The 19,313-nt window shown below is 39.5% G+C and carries 16 protein-coding genes; 15 read left to right on the forward strand and 1 reads right to left on the reverse strand.

Annotation, left to right across the window (positions count from 1 at the left end):
- Positions 1-33: 33 nt before the first annotated feature.
- The 12 genes from allE to AA980_RS09640 all read left to right on the forward strand — a co-directional run bounded on the left by allE (position 34) and on the right by AA980_RS09640 (position 14,462).
- On the forward strand, positions 34-798 hold the full coding sequence (gene allE / locus AA980_RS09585; RefSeq protein ID WP_024029526.1) for a (S)-ureidoglycine aminohydrolase: 765 nt from the start codon (positions 34-36) through the stop codon (positions 796-798).
- Between the two features lie 37 nt (positions 799-835).
- Positions 836-1,885 (forward strand): ureidoglycolate dehydrogenase, encoded by a 1,050-nt coding sequence (allD, locus tag AA980_RS09590; RefSeq protein WP_024029525.1) that lies wholly within the window; start codon positions 836-838, stop codon positions 1,883-1,885.
- Positions 1,886-2,060: 175 nt separating this feature from the next.
- Positions 2,061-3,110 (forward strand): ureidoglycolate dehydrogenase, encoded by a 1,050-nt coding sequence (allD, locus tag AA980_RS09595; protein ID WP_024029349.1) that lies wholly within the window; start codon positions 2,061-2,063, stop codon positions 3,108-3,110.
- A 235-nt stretch (positions 3,111-3,345) separates the two neighbouring features.
- Positions 3,346-5,094: an acyl-CoA synthetase FdrA gene (fdrA, locus tag AA980_RS09600; protein WP_034724411.1), complete on the forward strand. Its 1,749-nt coding sequence runs from the start codon at positions 3,346-3,348 to the stop codon at positions 5,092-5,094.
- A 53-nt stretch (positions 5,095-5,147) separates the two neighbouring features.
- Positions 5,148-6,428: a YlbE family protein gene (locus tag AA980_RS09605; RefSeq protein WP_024029347.1), complete on the forward strand. Its 1,281-nt coding sequence runs from the start codon at positions 5,148-5,150 to the stop codon at positions 6,426-6,428.
- On the forward strand, positions 6,429-7,328 hold the full coding sequence (locus AA980_RS09610; RefSeq protein WP_024029346.1) for a DUF2877 domain-containing protein: 900 nt from the start codon (positions 6,429-6,431) through the stop codon (positions 7,326-7,328).
- A 30-nt stretch (positions 7,329-7,358) separates the two neighbouring features.
- The gene (gene arcC / locus AA980_RS09615) at positions 7,359-8,318 is read left to right on the forward strand and encodes a carbamate kinase (protein WP_024029345.1); all 960 of its coding nucleotides are present in this window, start codon (positions 7,359-7,361) and stop codon (positions 8,316-8,318) included.
- Positions 8,319-8,402: 84 nt separating this feature from the next.
- Positions 8,403-9,551 carry a sensor histidine kinase gene (locus AA980_RS09620; RefSeq protein WP_024029344.1) on the forward strand — a complete coding sequence of 383 codons (1,149 nt, stop codon included), beginning with the start codon at positions 8,403-8,405 and terminating at the stop codon, positions 9,549-9,551.
- Complete coding sequence (locus tag AA980_RS09625) at positions 9,541-10,245, forward strand: response regulator transcription factor (RefSeq protein ID WP_024029343.1); 705 nt, start codon at positions 9,541-9,543, stop codon at positions 10,243-10,245. The genes AA980_RS09620 and AA980_RS09625 overlap by 11 nt, the downstream gene beginning before the upstream one ends.
- A gap of 103 nt (positions 10,246-10,348) precedes the next feature.
- On the forward strand, positions 10,349-12,112 hold the full coding sequence (locus tag AA980_RS09630; protein WP_024029342.1) for a LytS/YhcK type 5TM receptor domain-containing protein: 1,764 nt from the start codon (positions 10,349-10,351) through the stop codon (positions 12,110-12,112).
- The gene (locus tag AA980_RS09635) at positions 12,105-12,851 is read left to right on the forward strand and encodes a LytR/AlgR family response regulator transcription factor (RefSeq protein WP_024029341.1); all 747 of its coding nucleotides are present in this window, start codon (positions 12,105-12,107) and stop codon (positions 12,849-12,851) included. Before AA980_RS09630 ends, AA980_RS09635 begins: the two co-directional genes overlap by 8 nt.
- Before the next feature lie 312 nt (positions 12,852-13,163).
- Positions 13,164-14,462, forward strand: coding sequence for an MFS transporter (locus tag AA980_RS09640; RefSeq protein ID WP_024029340.1), 1,299 nt, complete (start codon positions 13,164-13,166; stop codon positions 14,460-14,462).
- A gap of 101 nt (positions 14,463-14,563) precedes the next feature.
- Here the strand turns inward: AA980_RS09640 and AA980_RS09645 are convergent, their stop codons facing one another.
- Complete coding sequence (locus AA980_RS09645; protein ID WP_024029339.1) at positions 14,564-15,010, reverse strand: Dps family protein; 447 nt, start codon at positions 15,008-15,010, stop codon at positions 14,564-14,566.
- Between the two features lie 353 nt (positions 15,011-15,363).
- Between AA980_RS09645 and AA980_RS09650 the strand changes: the two genes are divergently transcribed.
- From AA980_RS09650 to AA980_RS09660, 3 genes are all read left to right on the forward strand, one after another.
- Positions 15,364-15,966: a cell wall hydrolase gene (locus AA980_RS09650; protein WP_024029338.1), complete on the forward strand. Its 603-nt coding sequence runs from the start codon at positions 15,364-15,366 to the stop codon at positions 15,964-15,966.
- Between the two features lie 218 nt (positions 15,967-16,184).
- Positions 16,185-17,606 carry an NAD-dependent succinate-semialdehyde dehydrogenase gene (locus AA980_RS09655; protein ID WP_152681120.1) on the forward strand — a complete coding sequence of 474 codons (1,422 nt, stop codon included), beginning with the start codon at positions 16,185-16,187 and terminating at the stop codon, positions 17,604-17,606.
- A gap of 446 nt (positions 17,607-18,052) precedes the next feature.
- The gene (locus tag AA980_RS09660; RefSeq protein WP_024029336.1) at positions 18,053-19,177 is read left to right on the forward strand and encodes an HAD family hydrolase; all 1,125 of its coding nucleotides are present in this window, start codon (positions 18,053-18,055) and stop codon (positions 19,175-19,177) included.
- Positions 19,178-19,313 lie beyond the last annotated feature (136 nt).

Here is a 19,313-nt window from a genome sequence, read left to right on the forward strand (position 1 = left end):
TCAAATAAATATATTGTAGAGGAGATATGAAACATGGGTTATCCAAAAGATTTACTTTCAAGCAGATCAATTATTAAACACGGGTTGTACGCTTTAATCGCCCCTGAGGGTTTGGTAAATAATGTTGTCCCAGGATTTGAGAATTGCTCAATGTCCATTCTAGGCTCACCAAAGCTTGGTGCAAGCTTTGTTGACTACATCATTACCATGCACGAAGGCGGAAAGAATAGCGAAGGCTTCTGCGGCCAAGAAGATGTAGAATCATTTGTCTATGTACTTGAGGGAAAAGTGAAAGCAACAGCTGGCGAAGAGGAGCATGTTCTTGAAGGCAGCGGCTATTTATATTGCCCGCCTGGAGTAAAAATGTATTTAGAAAACCTTGAAGCTGGTGACTCACGCTTATTCCTATATAAGCAAAAATATAAACCGCTTGAAGGACGCAAGCCATGGGTTGTTTCCGGACACGCAAATCAAATCGAATTCAGAGATTATGATGACATGCACAATGTTCATATTAAAGATCTTTTACCAGCCGATCTTGATTTCGATATGAACTTCCATATTTTATCGTTTGACCCGGCGGCGAGCCATCCGTTTATCGAAACTCACGTTCAAGAACATGGAGCGTATTTACTGTCTGGAGAAGGCATGTACAATCTTGATAACGAATGGATTCCAGTTAAAAAAGGTGATTACATTTTTATGGGACCTTATGTTCATCAAGCAGCATATGCAGTTGGCAGAGAGCCATTAGCATACGTTTACTCTAAAGATTGCAACAGAGACGCATCATTATAATTTACAACAAGTTTTTTACTGAAAAGTAGGTGCCTAAATGAGAGTTACAAAAGAAAAATTAACAGATCTAATCAAAACGAAGCTTCAAAAAGCAGGGCTTAATGAGGAACATGCTGAAATTGCAGCAGATGTCCTTGTATTTGCTGATGAACGAGGAATTCATTCACACGGGGCAATGCGTGTAGAGTACTATGCTGAAAGAATTGCCAAGGGCGGAATAAATACTAATCCTGAATTTAAGTTTGAAAAAACAGGCCCTTGTTCGGCAGTTTTTCATGCTGATGGCGGCAATGGACATGCCGCTGCGAAACTGGCAATGGCTGAAGCCATCAATATGGCAAAAGAAAATGGAGTAGCAATCGTTGGGGTGAGAGATATGTCCCATAGCGGTGCAATCTCTTATTTTACCCATCAAGCAGCAGAAGCAGATTTAATTGGATTTTCTGTTTGCCAATCCGATCCGATGGTGGTCCCATTTGGAGGGGCCGAGCCTTATTATGGCACCAACCCAATTGCCTTTGCTGCACCAAGTGCTGATGGAAGAAAAATCACGTTAGATATGGCGACTACGGTTCAAGCTTGGGGGAAAATCCTTCATGCAAGATCAAAAAATGAGTCAATTCCAGATACATGGGCAGTGGATGAAAAGGGCGAACCGACAACAGATCCATTTAAAGTAAGTGCGTTATTGCCAATATCCGGACCTAAGGGATATGGTCTGGGAATGATGGTGGATATATTATCTGGAATTCTTCTAGGACTTCCTTTTGGAAACAAGGTTTCTTCCATGTATGAGAATTTATCCGAATATCGTAAATTGGGACAACTTCATATTGTGATTAACCCAGCATTCTTTACGGGCCTAATGGATTTCAAACAAAATATTTCTAATACGATGGAAGATCTAAATCAGATTAAACCTGCAACAGGCTTTTCAAAAGTACTGTATCCTGGGCAAAATAATGATGTAGTAATAGCAGAATACAAGGAAAATGGCATTGAAATCGTTGATGATATTTATGAATATTTAATCTCTGATACAATCCATAACAATCAATACGATCACAAAAACCCATTTGCTGAATAGAAAAGCGCAAGCGCCCTGTTCAGCGGCGTATGGCCTGGAGCGCTCCAACTGAGATAAAGGAAACACGAAGAGCCGGAGGCGATTCGTGTTGACTTATCGTAGGGCGGAGAGCGAAGGACACTAGTCGCTAGGGCGCTGGAGCTAGACAATTCTCAAAGTCGAAGAGGTGCAAGGGATGAGGGTAACAAAAGAGCAATTAAAGGATCTAATTGTCACAAAGCTTCATAAAGCAGGTTTAACAGTGGATCATGCTGGTATTGTAGCCGATGTTCTTGTTCATGCTGATGCAAGAGGATATCATTCCCACGGAGCAATGCGGGTAGAATATTATGCCGAAAGAATTGCAAAAGGCGGTATCACCCATAATCCGAATTTTACGTTTACTAAAACTGGTCCATGCACAGCCATTTTTGATGGAGATAATGGAGCGGGACATGTTGTGGCGAAATTAGGGATGGATGAAGCGATAAAAATCGCCAAGGAAAATGGTATTGCCATAGTAGGCATGCGACGTATGGGCCATAGCGGTGCGCTGTCATACTTTGTTGAACAGGCCGCTGATCAGGACCTGGTTGCAATTTCAGTTTGTCAATCAGACCCAATGGCAGTGCCATTTGGCGGAGCAGAACCTTATTATGGGACGAACCCTATTGCCTTTGCGGCTCCTGGAAAGAATGGAGAACATATTATTATCGATATGGCTACAACCGTTCAGGCATGGGGGAAAATTCTTGATGCCAGATCCAAAAATAAACCTATTTCTGAAGGCTGGGCAGTAGATAGCGAAGGCGCGGGTACAACAGACCCATTTAAAGTTAATGCGTTATTGCCAATCGCCGGTCCAAAAGGATACGGGTTAATGATGATGGTCGACGTATTATCCGGAATCCTATTAGGCCTTCCCTTCGGAAATAAGGTGAGTTCGATGTATCATGATCTAACTGAAGGAAGAAATCTTGGTCAGTTGCATATTGTCATTGATCCAGAACGTTTTGCAGGAATTAACACCTTCAAAGAAAGTGTTGCTCAAACAATGAACGATCTGAATTCAATTAAGCCAGCTACAGGATTTGATAAAGTATACTATCCTGGACAAAGAAGTGCGGATAGAGAAAATAAATCAGAAGTAGATGGCATTGAAATTGTTGATCATATTTATGAATATTTAACATCAGATGTTGTTCACAACAACGCTTATGATAATAAAAGCCCTTTTGCAAAATAATCGTAAATAATCTCTATTAAAAGGGCGGCTTCCATTTTTAGCCGCTCTTTTAAATCAGCAAAAGAGTGAAAATTCATAAGAATATAACAAAAATTGTTTTAACGAATTTTTAATGTGTATGTATTGTTTTTTATTACATTGCAAGGTGAAAAACCTTACCATTACAGAGGAACAAATGCTTTATATCCCCGCTTATTATGAAAGCGAAAAATATATTAAAGAGGTGCGTTCATTAATGCTTTATACGATTATCAAAGAGAATTCCTACCAGGATTCAGTTAACCTGATGCTTCTCACCAATAAAATTTCCACTATGGACGGAATTAACAAGGTACAAATCATGATGGGAACTCCGGCCAATAAAGATATCTTCAAAACTGCAGGTCTCCACACTGAAGAGCTTGAAAAAGCTGCTGCTAATGATATGTGTATCGTTGTTGATACAGACTCTGAAGACAAAATTCAAGAAGTTCTTGATGAGGTTGATCAATATTTAAACAATCAAGCAATTGCAGGAAGCAAGGAAGAATTCGAAACAGTACGTACATGGGATAAGGCACTTAAAGCTTTACCAAATGCAAATATTGCGCTTATTTCTACTCCAGGTCAATATGCGGCTGAAGAAGCTGAGAAAGCACTTGACAATGACATGCATGTCTTAATCTTTAGTGATAACGTGTCAATCGAAGATGAGCGCCGTATTAAAGAAAAGGCGCATGAAAAAGGCCTACTTGTTATGGGTCCAGACTGTGGCACTGAAATTGTCTCCGGTGTACCGCTTGCATTTGCAAACGTTGTAAAGCAAGGGAATATTGGTATTGTTGGGGCTTCCGGAACTGGAATTCAGGAAGTAACGGTTCAAATCGATCGTCTTGGCGGCGGTGTTACGCATGCGATTGGAACAGGTGGACGTGACCTTTCTGATAAAATTGGTGCGATTACGATGTTAGATGCAATCAAAGGGTTAGCAAACCATAAGCAAACAGAAGTCATCACACTTATTTCTAAGCCACCTGCAAAAGAAGTACGTGATGAAGTTGTTCAATTACTTCAAAGCGTTTCAAAACCAGTAGTTGCCATCTTCCTTGGTGAAGAGCCGCATGCACATGAAGGAAATTTCTACTATGCGAACACCCTTGAAGAAACAGCTGCAATCTCTGTAGACCTTGCAAAAGGAAATGCGGTGAAAGCAAACTACTATCAGTACAACCTTGAAGTACCGGCTGTAGACTTAAAGCCTGAACAAAAAACAATCAAAGGACTTTATTCTGGTGGTACTCTTGGCTATGAAGCGGCTACTTTAATCAGCAGAGGTCTTGGACTTGGAAAAAGCGAACATCATGAAGATGGTTACCTATTAAAGGCAAATGGCTTTGAAGTAGCTGACCTAGGTGATGATATTTACACACAAGGTAAACCACACCCAATGATAGACCCAAATACAAGAATTGAATTCTTCCAAAAAGCAGCGCAGGATGAGCAAACAGCGATTATCCTATTCGATGTTGTTCTTGGTTACGGTTCACATGAAGATATGGCTGGCGCGTTACTTCCTGGTATCGAAAAAATCCAAAAAGCGGCACAGGAAAACGGCAGAAATATTTACTTTGTTGCGACTGTATGTGGAACAGATCAAGATCCGCAAAACATTCAAGAACAAAAAGCAAAGCTTGAGAAAGCTGGGGTTATCCTAAGAGACAGTAATAACCAAGCAATTCGCACAGCTTTAGCAATGCTTGATATTAAGGTTGAAGAAGCAGATAAAGAAGTTGTTCCTGCAAAAGTTGAGGCTCCAAAAGCTGAAATCACCATTTCTTCAGCAATTGAAAAATTCCTGAACGAAAAGCCAAGCGTGATCAACGTAGGTTTAAAGAAATTCACAGAATCTATTACAGCTAACGGCGGCAGAGCTGTTCAATTCGACTGGCGTCCAGTAGCCGGTGGTAATGAAAGAATGCGCAAAGTCTTAAGTGTACTTCGCTAAACCAAAGGCTAAACGAATTTGCACTAACATTGAATTTTCAGGAGGAAAGCATAATGTACGGACAATTTAAAACAATTGATGAAGCAAACCGAGCGGTAATCGATAAAGTTGTATCAAGCTCACCATTTTTAGTGGATGTCGTTCCAGCTAAATCTGTGATTAAAGAATTAAATGGAAAAGTATTACTTCATGCGGGACCACCTATCAAATGGGAAAACATGACTAGCCCGATGCAAGGATCTTGTGTAGGTGCGACCCTTTTTGAAGGTTGGGCAACGAACTCTGACGAAGCATTTGCAATGCTTAAAAATGGCGAAATAGAATTCATTCCATGTCACCATGTTGATGCTGTCGGCCCAATGGGTGGTATCACTTCTGGAAGCATGCCTGTTCTTGTCGTTGAAAATCGTGATGGTGGAAATCGCGCATATTGCACAATGAATGAAGGAATTGGTGCAGTTCTTCGTTTCGGTGCCTATTCTCAGGAAGTAATCAACCGCCTTGGATGGTTTAGAGATGTACTAGGCCCTGTCATTGCTAAAGCACTTAAAGTAAAAGGCGACGGCTTAAACGTGAACGTTGCGATGGCAAAAGCAATTACAATGGGAGATGAGTTCCACCAACGTAATATTGCTGGATCACTTATTTTCCTAAAAGATATTGCTCCATACATTATCCAAACAGATGCAACTGATAAAGATAAGCAAGATGTTATTAAATTCTTAGCTGATACAGACCAATTCTTCTTAAACATTGCGATGGCAACGACGAAAGCAGTAATGGACACAGCTAGAACGGTTCAACATGGTACAGTTGTAACAGCAATGTGCCGTAACGGTTACGAATTCGGAATCCGTATTGCTGGTATGGGTGATCAATGGTTTACTGCACCAGTTAATACACCACAAGGTCTATTCTTTACTGGATATGATCAAGACATGGCTTGCCCTGACATGGGTGACAGTGCAATCACTGAAACATTTGGTGTAGGTGGTTTTGCAATGATCGCTGCTCCTGGTGTTACACGTTTCGTAGGTGCTGGCGGTATGGACGATGCAGTTAAAACAAGTAATGAAATGATGGAAATTTGTATCGATCATAACTCTAACTTCTCGATTCCAACTTGGGATTTCAAAGGTTCTTGCCTAGGAATCGATGCAAGAAAAGTTGTTGAAACTGGAATTGAGCCTGTAATCAACACTGGTATTGCTCATAAAGAAGCAGGAGTTGGCCAAATCGGTGCAGGTACTGTTCGTGCTCCATTAGCTTGCTTCGAAAAAGCGATTGATGCTTATGCAGTTAAACTTGGTTTAATTGAACCTGCTGCAGAATAAATGATTAAAAGTACTCTTTTTGGAGAGGGATATAGTGATCTAATTCCTCTCCTTCTTAGTAAAAAGGGCAATGGTCATGTTCATAGTATTTTTAAAAATGGCTTTAATATTAAAATGGATGACTCTCTCGTTTTTATTGGCAATAAAAAAAACGGGCTGCTTCCATTTGGGATTCATCTTCTAGAAGTAGACACTTTAAGGGCCGTTTCAGTCGTGAATAACGGAGAAGCCGTTTTCTGGAATACAAGAACGAATTCTTTGGAATTTTCAAGCCTTTCAATCAGCCTGGAAAAGGGTCACAGATTTAAAAATGAATTAACCTCTTTAAAAAGCAACCAGGTCTTCGAAATTGGCTTTGAAAATCTTTGCGCGCAATTAAGCACAATGGAAGAATTAACTGGGTTGGATATCGATATAAATCAATTTTTAAAAAGGTTTAATGGTATCGGCGAAAAGAAGTGGTTCGGACCTGAATCATATTTGGTCATGTTGATCGAAGTGGTGATGTCGAGTGACCGTTATTTAATTGAGAAGACCCTTAGGTATTTCCTTGGCAGGGGAAAAGGCCTGACTCCATCAGGTGACGACATGATCGTCGGTTTATTAGCTTTTGATGCCACTTCCAATTTTATTTCTGCACTATTTTACCAACAGCTTTCAGAGCTGCTGGAGAGTGAGCCAATCACAACGGATGTGAGCAGGGAATATTTACGGTATGCGATTCGGCATGAATTTGGCTCAACCGTTACCGAGTTGGTGAACTCACTTGCCAGCGGTGATGATTCTACCTTCAATAAGGCCTTTCAGAACTTGCTTGAAGTCGGCCACAGTTCGGGATTGGATACACTATTCGGTATTCTTATCGGGATGCTGGCCTTTAAAAACCCAAATGAACAATAAAATTATATTACAACATTGGAGAGATGTTACATGAGTAAAATTGTCCTAGCTATCGGCGGCAATGCAATTATTAAAGAAGGACAAAAGGGTTCGATTGAAGAACAGCAAGCAAATATTAATGAAAGCTGTGAACCTGTCCTCGGGTTAATCGAACAGGGCCACACTGTAGTTATCACTCACGGAAATGGTCCACAAGTTGGCAACACGTTAATTAAAACTAAAATGGCTGAAGCAGTCGTTCCAGCTTATCCTTTAGATGTGTGTGATGCGGAAACTCAAGGTAACTTGGGTTATTTAATTCAGCAGGCATTTAGAAATAAAATGGTTGAGCGTAATATTAGTAAGACAGTTGCAACCGTTGTTACGCAAGCAATTGTTTCTAAAGATGATCCAGCGTTTGAAGCTCCAACTAAACCAATTGGACCATTTTATTCTAAGGAAGAAATGGAAGAAATTCTTAAAACCGAAAAGCTAACTTTTATCGAAGATAGCGGCAGAGGGTACAGACGTGTAGTTGCTTCTCCAAAGCCAATCAAAATTGTTGAAAAAGAGGCAATTGAAGCATTGCTTGAGAAGGACATTACTGTTATTACAGCTGGAGGCGGCGGAATTCCAGTTATCGAGAATAACGGTATGCTTGAAGGTACAGAAGCTGTCATCGATAAAGACTTTGCAAGCGCACTGCTTGCTGCTGAAATTAATGCAGATTATTTATTTATCTTAACAGGTGTGGAACAAGTTGCCATTCATTTTGGCACACCACAGCAACAAAACTTATTAGAAATGACAGCTGATGATGCACTCCGCTATATGGATGAAGGTCATTTTCCAAAAGGAAGTATGGGACCGAAAATTGAGGCAGCTGTTTTATTCCTGCAAAAAGGCGGAAAGAACGTTATCATTACATCGATTGATAAACTTCAGGATGCTCTTCAAGGAAAAACTGGTACACGCATCGTAATGAATCGCGAAGCAGCAGTTACAAACTAAATCACCACTAAGCCCCTGTATGTAATAAGCATATAGGGGTTTTTAATAATAAGTGAATTTTTTAGAATGGGGGGTAACCATTTAATGAAGGAGTCAGAGGTGCAATTTTCCATGATGAATAAAGGAAAATTCAATTTTGAGGAAGATAAGGACCAGCATGCCCGGCTGAATGCTGTATTAAAAAGTATGTCTGAAGGAATCATCCTAGTTGATAACAATAAAAATATTGTTTACCAAAATGAATTTGTTACTAGTCATCTTTTTTGTGGAATTGGGTCAGATAGCCTTAAGACAGAAGTAGATTTAATTGCTTTCATCCAAAAGGTAAGTGTTTCAAAAAATAATAATGTGGATGAGTTATTACAATCAGAGGATATAACTAAAAAACTGACAATTGAATATGAGAATCAGCTAAAATATATTATGTTGAACAAATTTAGTGTGTATTCTGAAACAGGCTTTATTGGTAATGGCTATTTGCTTCGTGACATTACGAAAGAGGAAGAGATTGACCAGCTAAAGAGCAATTTAATTACGATTGCCAGCCATGAATTTAAGACACCGATTACGAACATCCGCGGCAGCGTGGAAACGCTAATGAGGCAGGATGCCGACTGGGAAGAAGACTTCAAACAGGAGCTTCTGCAGGGAATCCATGAAGATATTTTGCATCTGCAGGATTTAATTTCTGTCTGGTTCGATATCAAGAAAATCGAAATGGGAACCATGTCTTTAAATAAGGGTTATTTTCCAATTTCACAGTTGATTTCAAGTACCTTGGATCAGCTGCCACGCGAAATCGCAGCAAGTGATAAAGTGCGTTATGACGAAGATACTCAGTCGCACATTTCCTTGCTTTATGGAGATAAAAAACGCCTTCAACAAGTGCTGTTAAATTTGATTATGAACGGACTTGTGCACAATGACTCACCTAAGAAGCAGGTGTTATTAACTGTGGAGGCCGGACCCAAGGATGTATTTATTCATGTTAAGGATAACGGAATTGGTATTTCAAAGGAACTTAGCAAAAAAATATTTGATCGTTTTTATAGGGTCGACAATTCGCCGCAGCGGAAAACGGGAGGAACTGGTCTCGGTCTGTCGATTTGCCTTGGATTAATGAAAGAACATAATGGTGATATACTAGTCGAAAGTGAACCTGGAAAGGGAAGTATTTTTACGATGAAGCTCCCGATTAACGAGGGAGATCATGGAGGTAGTTATGAATCATAAAATTGCAATCGTAGATGACGAACCAAAAATTGTCCGATTCATAAAGGCAAATTTACTTTCTCTTGGATATAAAGTAGAAACGTTCTCAGATGGTGAACAGTTTCTTGATAACTTTGATTTGCATGAACTTGATTTAGTCCTGCTGGATATTATGATGCCCAACATGGATGGGTTCACCGTACTAGAAAGGCTGCGAAAATTTTCCAACGTTCCGGTCATTATCTTGACTGCCCGCAGCAATTCAAACGATTTGGTGGAAGGCTTTGAACGTGGGGCCGATGATTATTTAACAAAGCCCTTTTCGCTTGAAGAGTTATTTGCCAGAGTGAAGGCCGTTTTACGAAGAACTTCGCATCTCGAACAGACCGTTCACGAGGACAAGAAGATTACCATTGGCAGGATTAATATAAATCTTGCACAAAAACGTGTCTATGTGGATGAGAAAGAAATGCGCTTTACCAATACGGAATATTTGATTTTAGAGCAGCTTACCATTCATGCCGACAAAATTGTCAGCCATGAACAAATTCTCGTGTCGGTTTGGGGAGCAGAATATCGAGATGAAGTGGAGTACTTGCGTGTAGCAATTGCGAGAATTCGGAAAAAGCTGAAGGAGGCTGGCTGCACCGATATTTCTAAAATTATTCGTACCTATCCAGGAATTGGATATTCACTTTTAACAACCGAAAAGTAAAGAAGACGGCAAGTGCCGTCTTTTATGAAAAAGGGCAGCTTAGCACTAAACACACCGTATTTATTAAGTTAGTTAGGATTTTGAAAAATAGGAGAAGTTTCGGATGTTAGATCTAATAAGCCAGCTGATTTGGCGGATGTGCATGATTGTTACGATAGCATTCTTAATTACCCGGCTAAATCTCTTTAGGCAAATGATTTACCAGCACTTAAGCTGGAAAGGCAAAATTGTGATGATTTTTGTATTTGGTTTATTTGGAATCATAGGGAATTATACAGGTATAGCAATCCATCCTGATGTTTCAAAAATACCATCTGGAGATGTGGCACATAATCTGGAATCCTTTAAGGCAATTGCGGATACTCGTAATATCGGAGTAATTATTGGCGGGCTTTTTGGCGGCCCCGCAGTCGGATTGGGAGCGGGAATTATCGCAGGCGGACATCGATATCTATTAGGCGGATTTATTAATACAGCCACTTTGATTCTGACGATACTAGGTGGATTAACGGCAGGTTGGATCAATCGGAAAATTACCATTAAAGAACGAATGCAGCCGCCGCTTATTTTATTGATAAGTGTATTAATCTTGTTCCTGCAAATTATTTTAATCCCTGTTTTTACGAAATCCCATAACGTGGCTTTATTATTAATTCAATTCACTGGATTACCGATTATCATTGTAAATGGAATTGGAATTTGGATCTGTGCATTAATCTTTAATAGTGTGGTGCGCGAAGAAGAAAAAGTAAAGGCCATTCAAACCCAAAAGGCATTATTTATCGCAAATAAAACATTGCCATTTTTTCGCCGGGGGTTCAATGTGGACTCATGCGAAAAGGTAGCACAAATACTATGTACATATACAAAGGCTGATTCTGTAGCCATTACCGATTTAACTGATGTTTTAACCCATGTTGGTGAAGGAAAAGAATATGGGCACTTACTGAGGTACGCTGATCAAGACGCAGTAAAAGAGGTACTCCAAAAAGGGGAAATACATACCTTAAAATCGATTAGCTTGAAAAACAGTAATTGTCCATTGAAAGCGGTCATCATTGTGCCATTGGTGGTGGGCGAAAAACCTATTGGTACATTCAAATTATATTTTAAAAATCCGTTTAAAATAAATGAAGCAGAGTTAGAATTAGCGGAAGGTTTGCTCATGTTGTTTTCAACCCAGTTGGAAATAGGTGATGCTGAACGGCATAAAGAATTGCTGCAAAATGCAAAAATTAAAGCATTACAAGCCCAAATTCATCCTCATTTTCTTTTTAATTCGATTAATGTGATTTCCGCACTGTGCAAAAGAGATCCTTTGTTTGCGAGATCCCTGCTACTTCAGTTAAGTACTTTTCTTCGCAATAATACGAGTGCGGCAAGTCAGACGTTAATCCCGATTGAGAAGGAAATGGAGACTCTAAATGCTTATTTTATTTTAGTACAAGCACGTTTTCCGGAGCGTTTTACCATTAAAACAACAGTAAATCCAAGCGTTAATATGGCATTAATCCCTCCGTTCACCATTCAACCTCTTGTTGAAAATGCAATTATTCATGGATTTTCACAACGACGTAAACAGGAAACCGTTGAAATTACGATAGACAATGAGGAAGAAAGTTTCCTTAAACTTTTAATTAAAGATAATGGTCGAGGAATTCCTAGCAAAAGGCTAAAGTTTATTGGCAGCGAACCCATACCTTCAAATATTGGGGCAGGGATAGCGATACAAAATATTAGGGAGAGGTTATCATTAGTGTTTGGTTCAGAAGCTTTTTTTTCTATAGACAGCCAGGTTAACAGTGGAACAAACATTACAATCATTGTTCCCCTCCAATATGAAAGGAAGGAAGAGTCTAGTGATTAGAGCTTTCTTGGTTGAGGATGAGTTGTTTGCCCGAGAAGACCTTAAGGACATACTTTTACAAAGTAATAAAATTGAGATTGTTGGAGAAGCAGATGAAATAGATCAAGCCATTTTGGGGATTCATCAATTGGAGCCCGAAGTAATTTTTTTAGACATTCATTTGGCAAATGGAAATGGGATTGAAATAGCACATCAACTCCGTTCATTAAAGAATCCGCCATTCATTGTTTTTGCAACTGCGTTCGAAGAATATGCAATCAAAGCTTTCGAGCTTGATGCCGTCGATTATATATTAAAGCCGTTTGACGAAAAAAGAATTGAACAAACAATCGAAAGAATAGTGGAGTGGCATCAATTAAAAAAAGAAGACGGCCAATCAAAGCCAGTAAAAGAAGTGAAATCCAGCCTTAAAATAAATAAGCTGGCCGTCGTTAAAGATGAGCGGATTATCTTGGTGGATTTCGAAAACATTCTATATATTGGAACAGAAAATCGCCAAGTATTTGTAAAAACAGTAAATGATAAATACGCCATAGATACAAATCTATATGAAATAGAACAAAAATTAGAAAATCATTCTTTTCTGAGAGTACATCGTGGCTATATTATCAACCTTAAATTTGTGACTGAAATTGAACAATGGTTTAATGGCACCTATAATTTAATTTTTTGTGATCAATCGAAAGTTCCAGTTAGTCGCTCCTATGCAAAAATGGTTCGCCAATACTTAGGTTTTTAACCAAATTCGAGGCTGTTTTTATTTTATCTTTATATTCAGATGGAAATGTTAATGTTTTTTTAACCCCTTTTAACGTTTTTTTAACTTTACTCGCTGCACTTCGTATGTATTTGAAGGCGTTTTATATCTAATTATGTTCATTTCGTGACTAATATAACAAAATGTCCAACCATTTATATATCATGAATTTAGGGAATAGTTAAAAACCTCTTCCGAAAAGATGAGAGGTTAGAATTAATAGTTATTCCTGAGAAAATGAAATCGCTTTATTCTTAGACTCAAATCTACGAAGTTATTTAAGGGGGAATTTTGGTGAGTGACTTATCTCAAGTACAGCCAAAGAAAAAGTGGAAAGTTCGTTATTCAATTTTATTAGTCCTATGGTTATGTTGGTTATTTTCATTTCTGGATCGGATGGTTATTACGATTGCCCTGCCATTTATCGGGGAAGACCTTAACCTAAATAAGACAGCTCAAGGATTACTATTAAGTATGTTCTTTGCTGGCTACGCATTGTTCCAGATTCCAGGCGGAATGCTGTCAGATAAATTTGGTTTCCGTCGGGTAGTAAGTGTTGCTATCGTTTGGTGGTCTATTTTTACATCTTTAACAGGATTAATTTTCTCATATCCTTTGTTCTTATTGGTTCGTTTTGTCTTCGGTTTAGGTGAAGCTTGTTTACCGGGTGGATCATACAAAGCAATTGCTACCTACTTCCCAAGTAAGCAGCGTGGAACAGCCACGGGGATTCAATCAACCGTAAATACGCTTGGACCGGCAATAGCAGCGGTTGTGGCAGCAGCAATCATCGGGTTATATGGATGGCGTGTTGTCTTTATCGTAATGGGACTTCCAGGACTAGCAGTCGGTATTTATATATGGTTCAAGTTTAAAGATAATCCAAAAGATCATCCCAAAATAACCAAAGAGGAGCTTGCAGAATTAGACGAAGATGTAGTGGTGGAGAAGGCTTCTGGGAAAAAGAAATCTGATGTATCTTTCAAAGAACTATTAAAAAAGCCAATTTTATGGCAAATGGCACTTATTTGGTTCTTCTTTGATATTACGTTTTGGGGCTTTACCTCATGGCTTCCATCTTATCTGATCAACGAAAAAGGTCTCTCTTTAATGAAAACTGGTATCTATAGTGCATTACCATATTTAGTAGGAACAGTAGCAATCGTTCTAGGTGGGTATATATCCGATAGAATGAAAGGAAATCGAAAATGGGTATTTATCCCGAACGCATTAGCTGGAGGTTTAGCATTATATTTAATGTTCCAAGCTTCATCCTTAACAATGGTTATCATTTACCAATGTCTTGCTGCCTTCTTTATGTTCCTAGCCCAAGGGGGATTCTGGGCGCTGGTCGTTGACAGTCTGCCTGCAAAAATTATGGCATCCGGATCAGCGACAGTTAACTGTTTAGGATCGATTGCAGGTTTCATTTCTCCATTCTTAATGGGTTACATGATTGATTCAACCGGTTCATTCAATTCATCATTCATTATGATGATTGTAGCTCTGGTAATAGCAGCGGGTATCGCGTTTACTATTTCTGGGAAGTCAAAAGATGAACCAGCAAATTTAGCTTCAAAACTCGGCGCTTAATAAATAGAAAGCGAAAGAGGCCTGCCCTTGCTGCATTAACGAATGATGCAGTGAGGGACAGGCTTTTATTTATTTTTCAACCAGTAATGTTCGACAAAAACTTAAATGGATTTTCCGAGAAATGCAGTCAGCATCCATACATGCTTTTCTAAACCGGAATGAATTGCTAGCAGCATATCTCCCGTTGTTTCATCATTCATTTCAGCAGCAATGCTCATTCCTTCTTTTAATTCACCAATAATAATGGAGAAATCATTGATAACGGATTGAACCATTTCATCAGCTGATTCAGCTCCTAACGCTTCTTGAAGTGATGAACTTTCAAGGCATTCCTTCATGGTTGCTACAGGTTTTCCGCCGATCGCCAGCAAGCGTTCTGCTAATTCATCGACATGTAAACCAGCCTCGTTATAAAATTCCTCAAATTTAACGTGCAGTGTGAAAAACTGAGCGCCTTTCACATACCAATGGTAGTTATGTAACTTCATATACATAAGAGACCAGTTGGCAATTTGCTTGTTAAGTACACTGACTAATGAATTTTCCATAAATAAAATCCTCCTTCAAATTGTCTCCCTTATATTATTCCAAAGATTGAGATGAAATCCTCTATGAAATGAATGAATTTGTTGTCAATTTGGTGAAGATTTCAAAGGAACACGGACTTATATATGTTACGAGCATGAAACACAGTGTAATAAAAGCACCATAACTATCCATGCATGTAATTTTTAAGAAAAAATAAAACGATGGTTGTTAATTCCAATTAATAGACAAATGCCTTCATGGTGGGCGCTAGATTAGTTGATTTTAGATTACCATCTATTGGATGATGAATAAGAGTGTTACAACTGATAGCCTTAGTAGTAGGGAAACGAGATAACAAATTGGAGGTAATAAAATGAATAAATTTAAAAAACTAGTGATTACAACGGGGTTAATCCTATCAATGTCAGCATTTACGTTAAATGGAGCAACTGAAGCTGCAACAACTACTCATAAAGTACAATCAGGTGAATCGTATTGGAAGATTGCTACCAAGTTCGGCGTGCCGGTGACTAATTTAATGAAAGCAAACAATGCAGCTAGCAGTGCTCTTAATGTTGGTCAAAATCTAGTAATCCCAAATTCTACTGTTACTGCTGCTGAAAAAGACCTGATGGCACGTCTTATTCATGCAGAGGCTAAAGGCGAACCATACGCAGGGAAAGTAGCGGTTGCTACCGTCATTCTTAACCGTGTAGATAGCAAGGATTTCCCAAATACTATTAATGGTGTTATTTATGAAAAGTCTAGCGGCCATTATGCTTTTACACCAGTTCAAAATGGCGCGATTAACCAGCCTGCTGATGCCGCGTCAAAGCAAGCGGTAAATGAAGCATTGGCATTTAAAGGCCAAGGTAACGGTTCATTATTCTTCTATAATCCAAAAACAGCAGTAAGTAAATGGATTTTTTCACGTGAAGTAACTGTAACAATCGGAAACCACCGTTTCGCGAAGTAATACTATTAGCATGCCAAGGAAATTAAAATTTATACAAAAAAGCAGTGAAATCCTAACCATTGGATTTTACTGCTTTTTTGCGTATAATAAATTTTAAAAAATTCTGAATAAAGTGGTAGAATAAGGTAGATAAGAATAAATAATAAAGTGTGCATCGTCTTTAAACACTGGGAGGGAATCATATGGACGTTGTTAAAAAGAATTACCAAATCTATCCGATGTATCTAAACGGTGAGTGGATTGGACATGATTCTGAAGTATTAACTGAAGTCATCAATCCGGCGACGAAGAAGGTCGTTGGTGCTGTACCGACGGGTGGTGCTTATGAGGCGGAGCAGGCAGTTGACGCCGCCCATAAGGCATTCAAAACCTGGTCGAAAAAAACAGCCGATGAACGCTATCAGCTTCTCATGAAGTGGAACCTCTTAATAGAAGAAAACAAACATGAAATAGCTCGGATTATGACGATTGAGCAAGGGAAGCCGTTAAAAGAGGCACTAGGAGAGGTCCAGTATGCGAATGGCTTTATTTCCTGGTATGCAGAGGAAGGTAAACGGACTTATGGGGAAACGATTCCGGCTTCCCATCCAAATAAAAGAATATTAGTACGAAAGGAGCCGGTTGGTGTTATTGCGGCAATAACACCATGGAACTTCCCTGCAGCAATGATTACAAGAAAGGTTGCTCCTGCGCTTGCTGCCGGGTGTACCGCCGTTGTGAAACCGGCAAACCAAACACCGCTTACCGCCTTGAAAATGGTTGAGCTTGCACATGAGGCTGGAATTCCCGCCGGCGTGTTAAACGTGATTACTGGAAGATCATCAGAAATTGGAGAGGTGTGGCTGAAGGACCCACGGGTAACGAAGATTACCTTTACTGGTTCAACAGAGGTTGGAAAAACATTGATGCGCGGCGCAGCCGAAAATGTAAAAAAGGTATCACTTGAGCTGGGCGGGAATGCCCCGTTTATTGTGATGGATGATGCCAATTTAGCGAAAGCAGCTGTTGGGCTCGTTCAATCAAAATTCCGCAACGCAGGTCAAACCTGTATTTGTACAAATCGGGTTTACGTCCAAGAAGGGGTAGCTGAAGCATTTATTAAACTGTTCAAAGCAGAATTAGAAAAGCTTAAGGTAGGTAATGGGCTGGAAGAGGATACGGATATCGGTCCATTAATTGATAAGGCTGCCTATAAAAAGGTAGACGGACTTGTCAAAGATGCCGTGAAAAAGGGTGGAAAAGTCACTTACAGCGGGCTTAAACCTTCTGCCGAAAACGGCTATTTCTATGCCCCAACAATTTTAACCGATATACACGATGAGATGGAATGTATGAAGGATGAAATCTTTGGCCCGCTCGCCCCCATCTCAACCTTTAAAACCGAAGAAGAAGTCATTGCTCGGGCGAATGATTCTTGCTACGGACTGGCTGCTTACGTGTATACGGAAAATTTAAGCCGTTCTTTTAGAATCACAGAGCAGCTGGAGTATGGAATCATTGGTCTGAATGATTCTCTTCCTTCAGTCGTTCAAGCTCCATTCGGCGGCTATAAAGAGAGCGGGCTCGGCCGTGAAGGCGGACATTACGGAATCGAAGAGTTTTTAGAAGTGAAATATATATCGATTGGGTTGGATCTATGAATACTTGTCCTTTCGAGGGGCGGTAAACCAAACAAATTTTGAGCTTGAATCACAAGAACTAAAAAACAAGTCGTGCGCTGAAAAATCGAAGTTGAAGTGACACCCTTGAGTTGGACTAATAATCCAGCTTAAGGGTTTTTTTATGGTAATTAAAACGGATGTGTCATTTGTACACCAAATATGTGGTAAGCATTTCTGAAATTTTTGTCTGTTTACCAGTTATATCCATCGAATGTCGTAAGTTTCATAAAATGTGTAGTAAGTGGCCGATTATGTGTCGTAAGTTGCTAAAACTATGTCGTAAATGCCTAAAAATATGTCATTAATGCCACCAATTTTGTCGTAAGTAATGATATATCTGTTTTTCGAACAAATATACTTCAATTACGTTGTTCCACTGTGTTACGATAACGTATAAAAGCAGACTAGGAAAGAGGGGCTGAACGATGATTAAGACAATTTTGTTTGACGTAGATGGGGTACTTTTAAGCGAAGAGCATTATTTTGATGCTTCTGCCTTAACAGTTTGGGAGCTGCTGAATAGCTGTAATTACTTAGCGTTGGCACATGAAAAGTTTAAGACTGACTATAATGAAGCCGAAATCAAGGCAATAAGGGAACAGGTATTTGAGGGAGATAAAGTTCTCAAATTATTAAAATCCCGCGGCTTAAACGCAAACTGGGACATGATCTATCTATCATTCAGTCACCAACTAATCCACCTCCTATCGCAAATTAGGGATACTGAATTTGAAAAAATTAACAAATGGTGTCAGGCACCAATCAACCGTGAAACATTATTAGAGATTGGCAGGGTGTTGAGTAATTATCCGGTAAAGATGGATTTTAGTTTGTTTGTGGCGGATTTTGAGCGCTCGCAGGCGATGAAGCAGGAGTTGCTTGGGTATTTGAATGAGTTGGCACGAGAAAAGCTTGGTGTAGAAACATCTATCTTCTTAAAGGGAGAGCTGTGGTCCATTTGTGAGCATGTTTCACAGGAATGGTATGTTGGTGATGAGAATGTCCTTGCTTCTACCGGGAGACCATCAGTGCAAACAGGTAAAAAAGGTTTCCTAGCAAACGAAACAACGTTAGCACCGAGGGAGGAGATTGATGAGCTATTTCAATTTCTAACTAGCGCTGGATTCACGATTGGAATCGGAACAGGACGGCCAGCTCTTGAAACGATCCAGCCCTTTCTGCATTTAGATTGGTTGAAGCATTTTGAGGAAAATCGGATCGTGACCGCTGATGAGGTTTTGGCGGCGGAAACGGAGATTCCTGAATGGAAATCCTTATCGAAGCCGCATCCGTACACTTACATAATGGGGCTTAAAGGTAAGGGGGCATCGGTACAGGAATGCTTAGATACAGTGCTGCCAATTGAAAATGGTGAAGAGATTCTAGTTGTCGGCGACTCTTTGGCCGACCTGCTAGCGGCGAGACAAATGGGCTGTCAGTTTGCAGCTGTATTAACAGGGCTCTCTGGAAAAGATGCGCGAAGTGAATTTGAACAACATGGGGCGGATTATATTCTTGATTCCGTCCTTGATTTGAAAGGGATTTTATAAAAAAAGGAAAATTTGATTTTTTTTAGCCTCCGAAAGTGATTTATGTAAGGAGATATTCCCTCAATTCAATAAAATCGGTGTTTATTAGTGAATTTATGCGGATTATCAGCTGGAAATCGGAGTCTATCAGGGAATA

Origin of the sequence: Neobacillus vireti (assembly GCF_001026695.1) — a bacterium.
Lineage (GTDB): Bacteria > Bacillota > Bacilli > Bacillales > Cytobacillaceae > Neobacillus > Neobacillus vireti.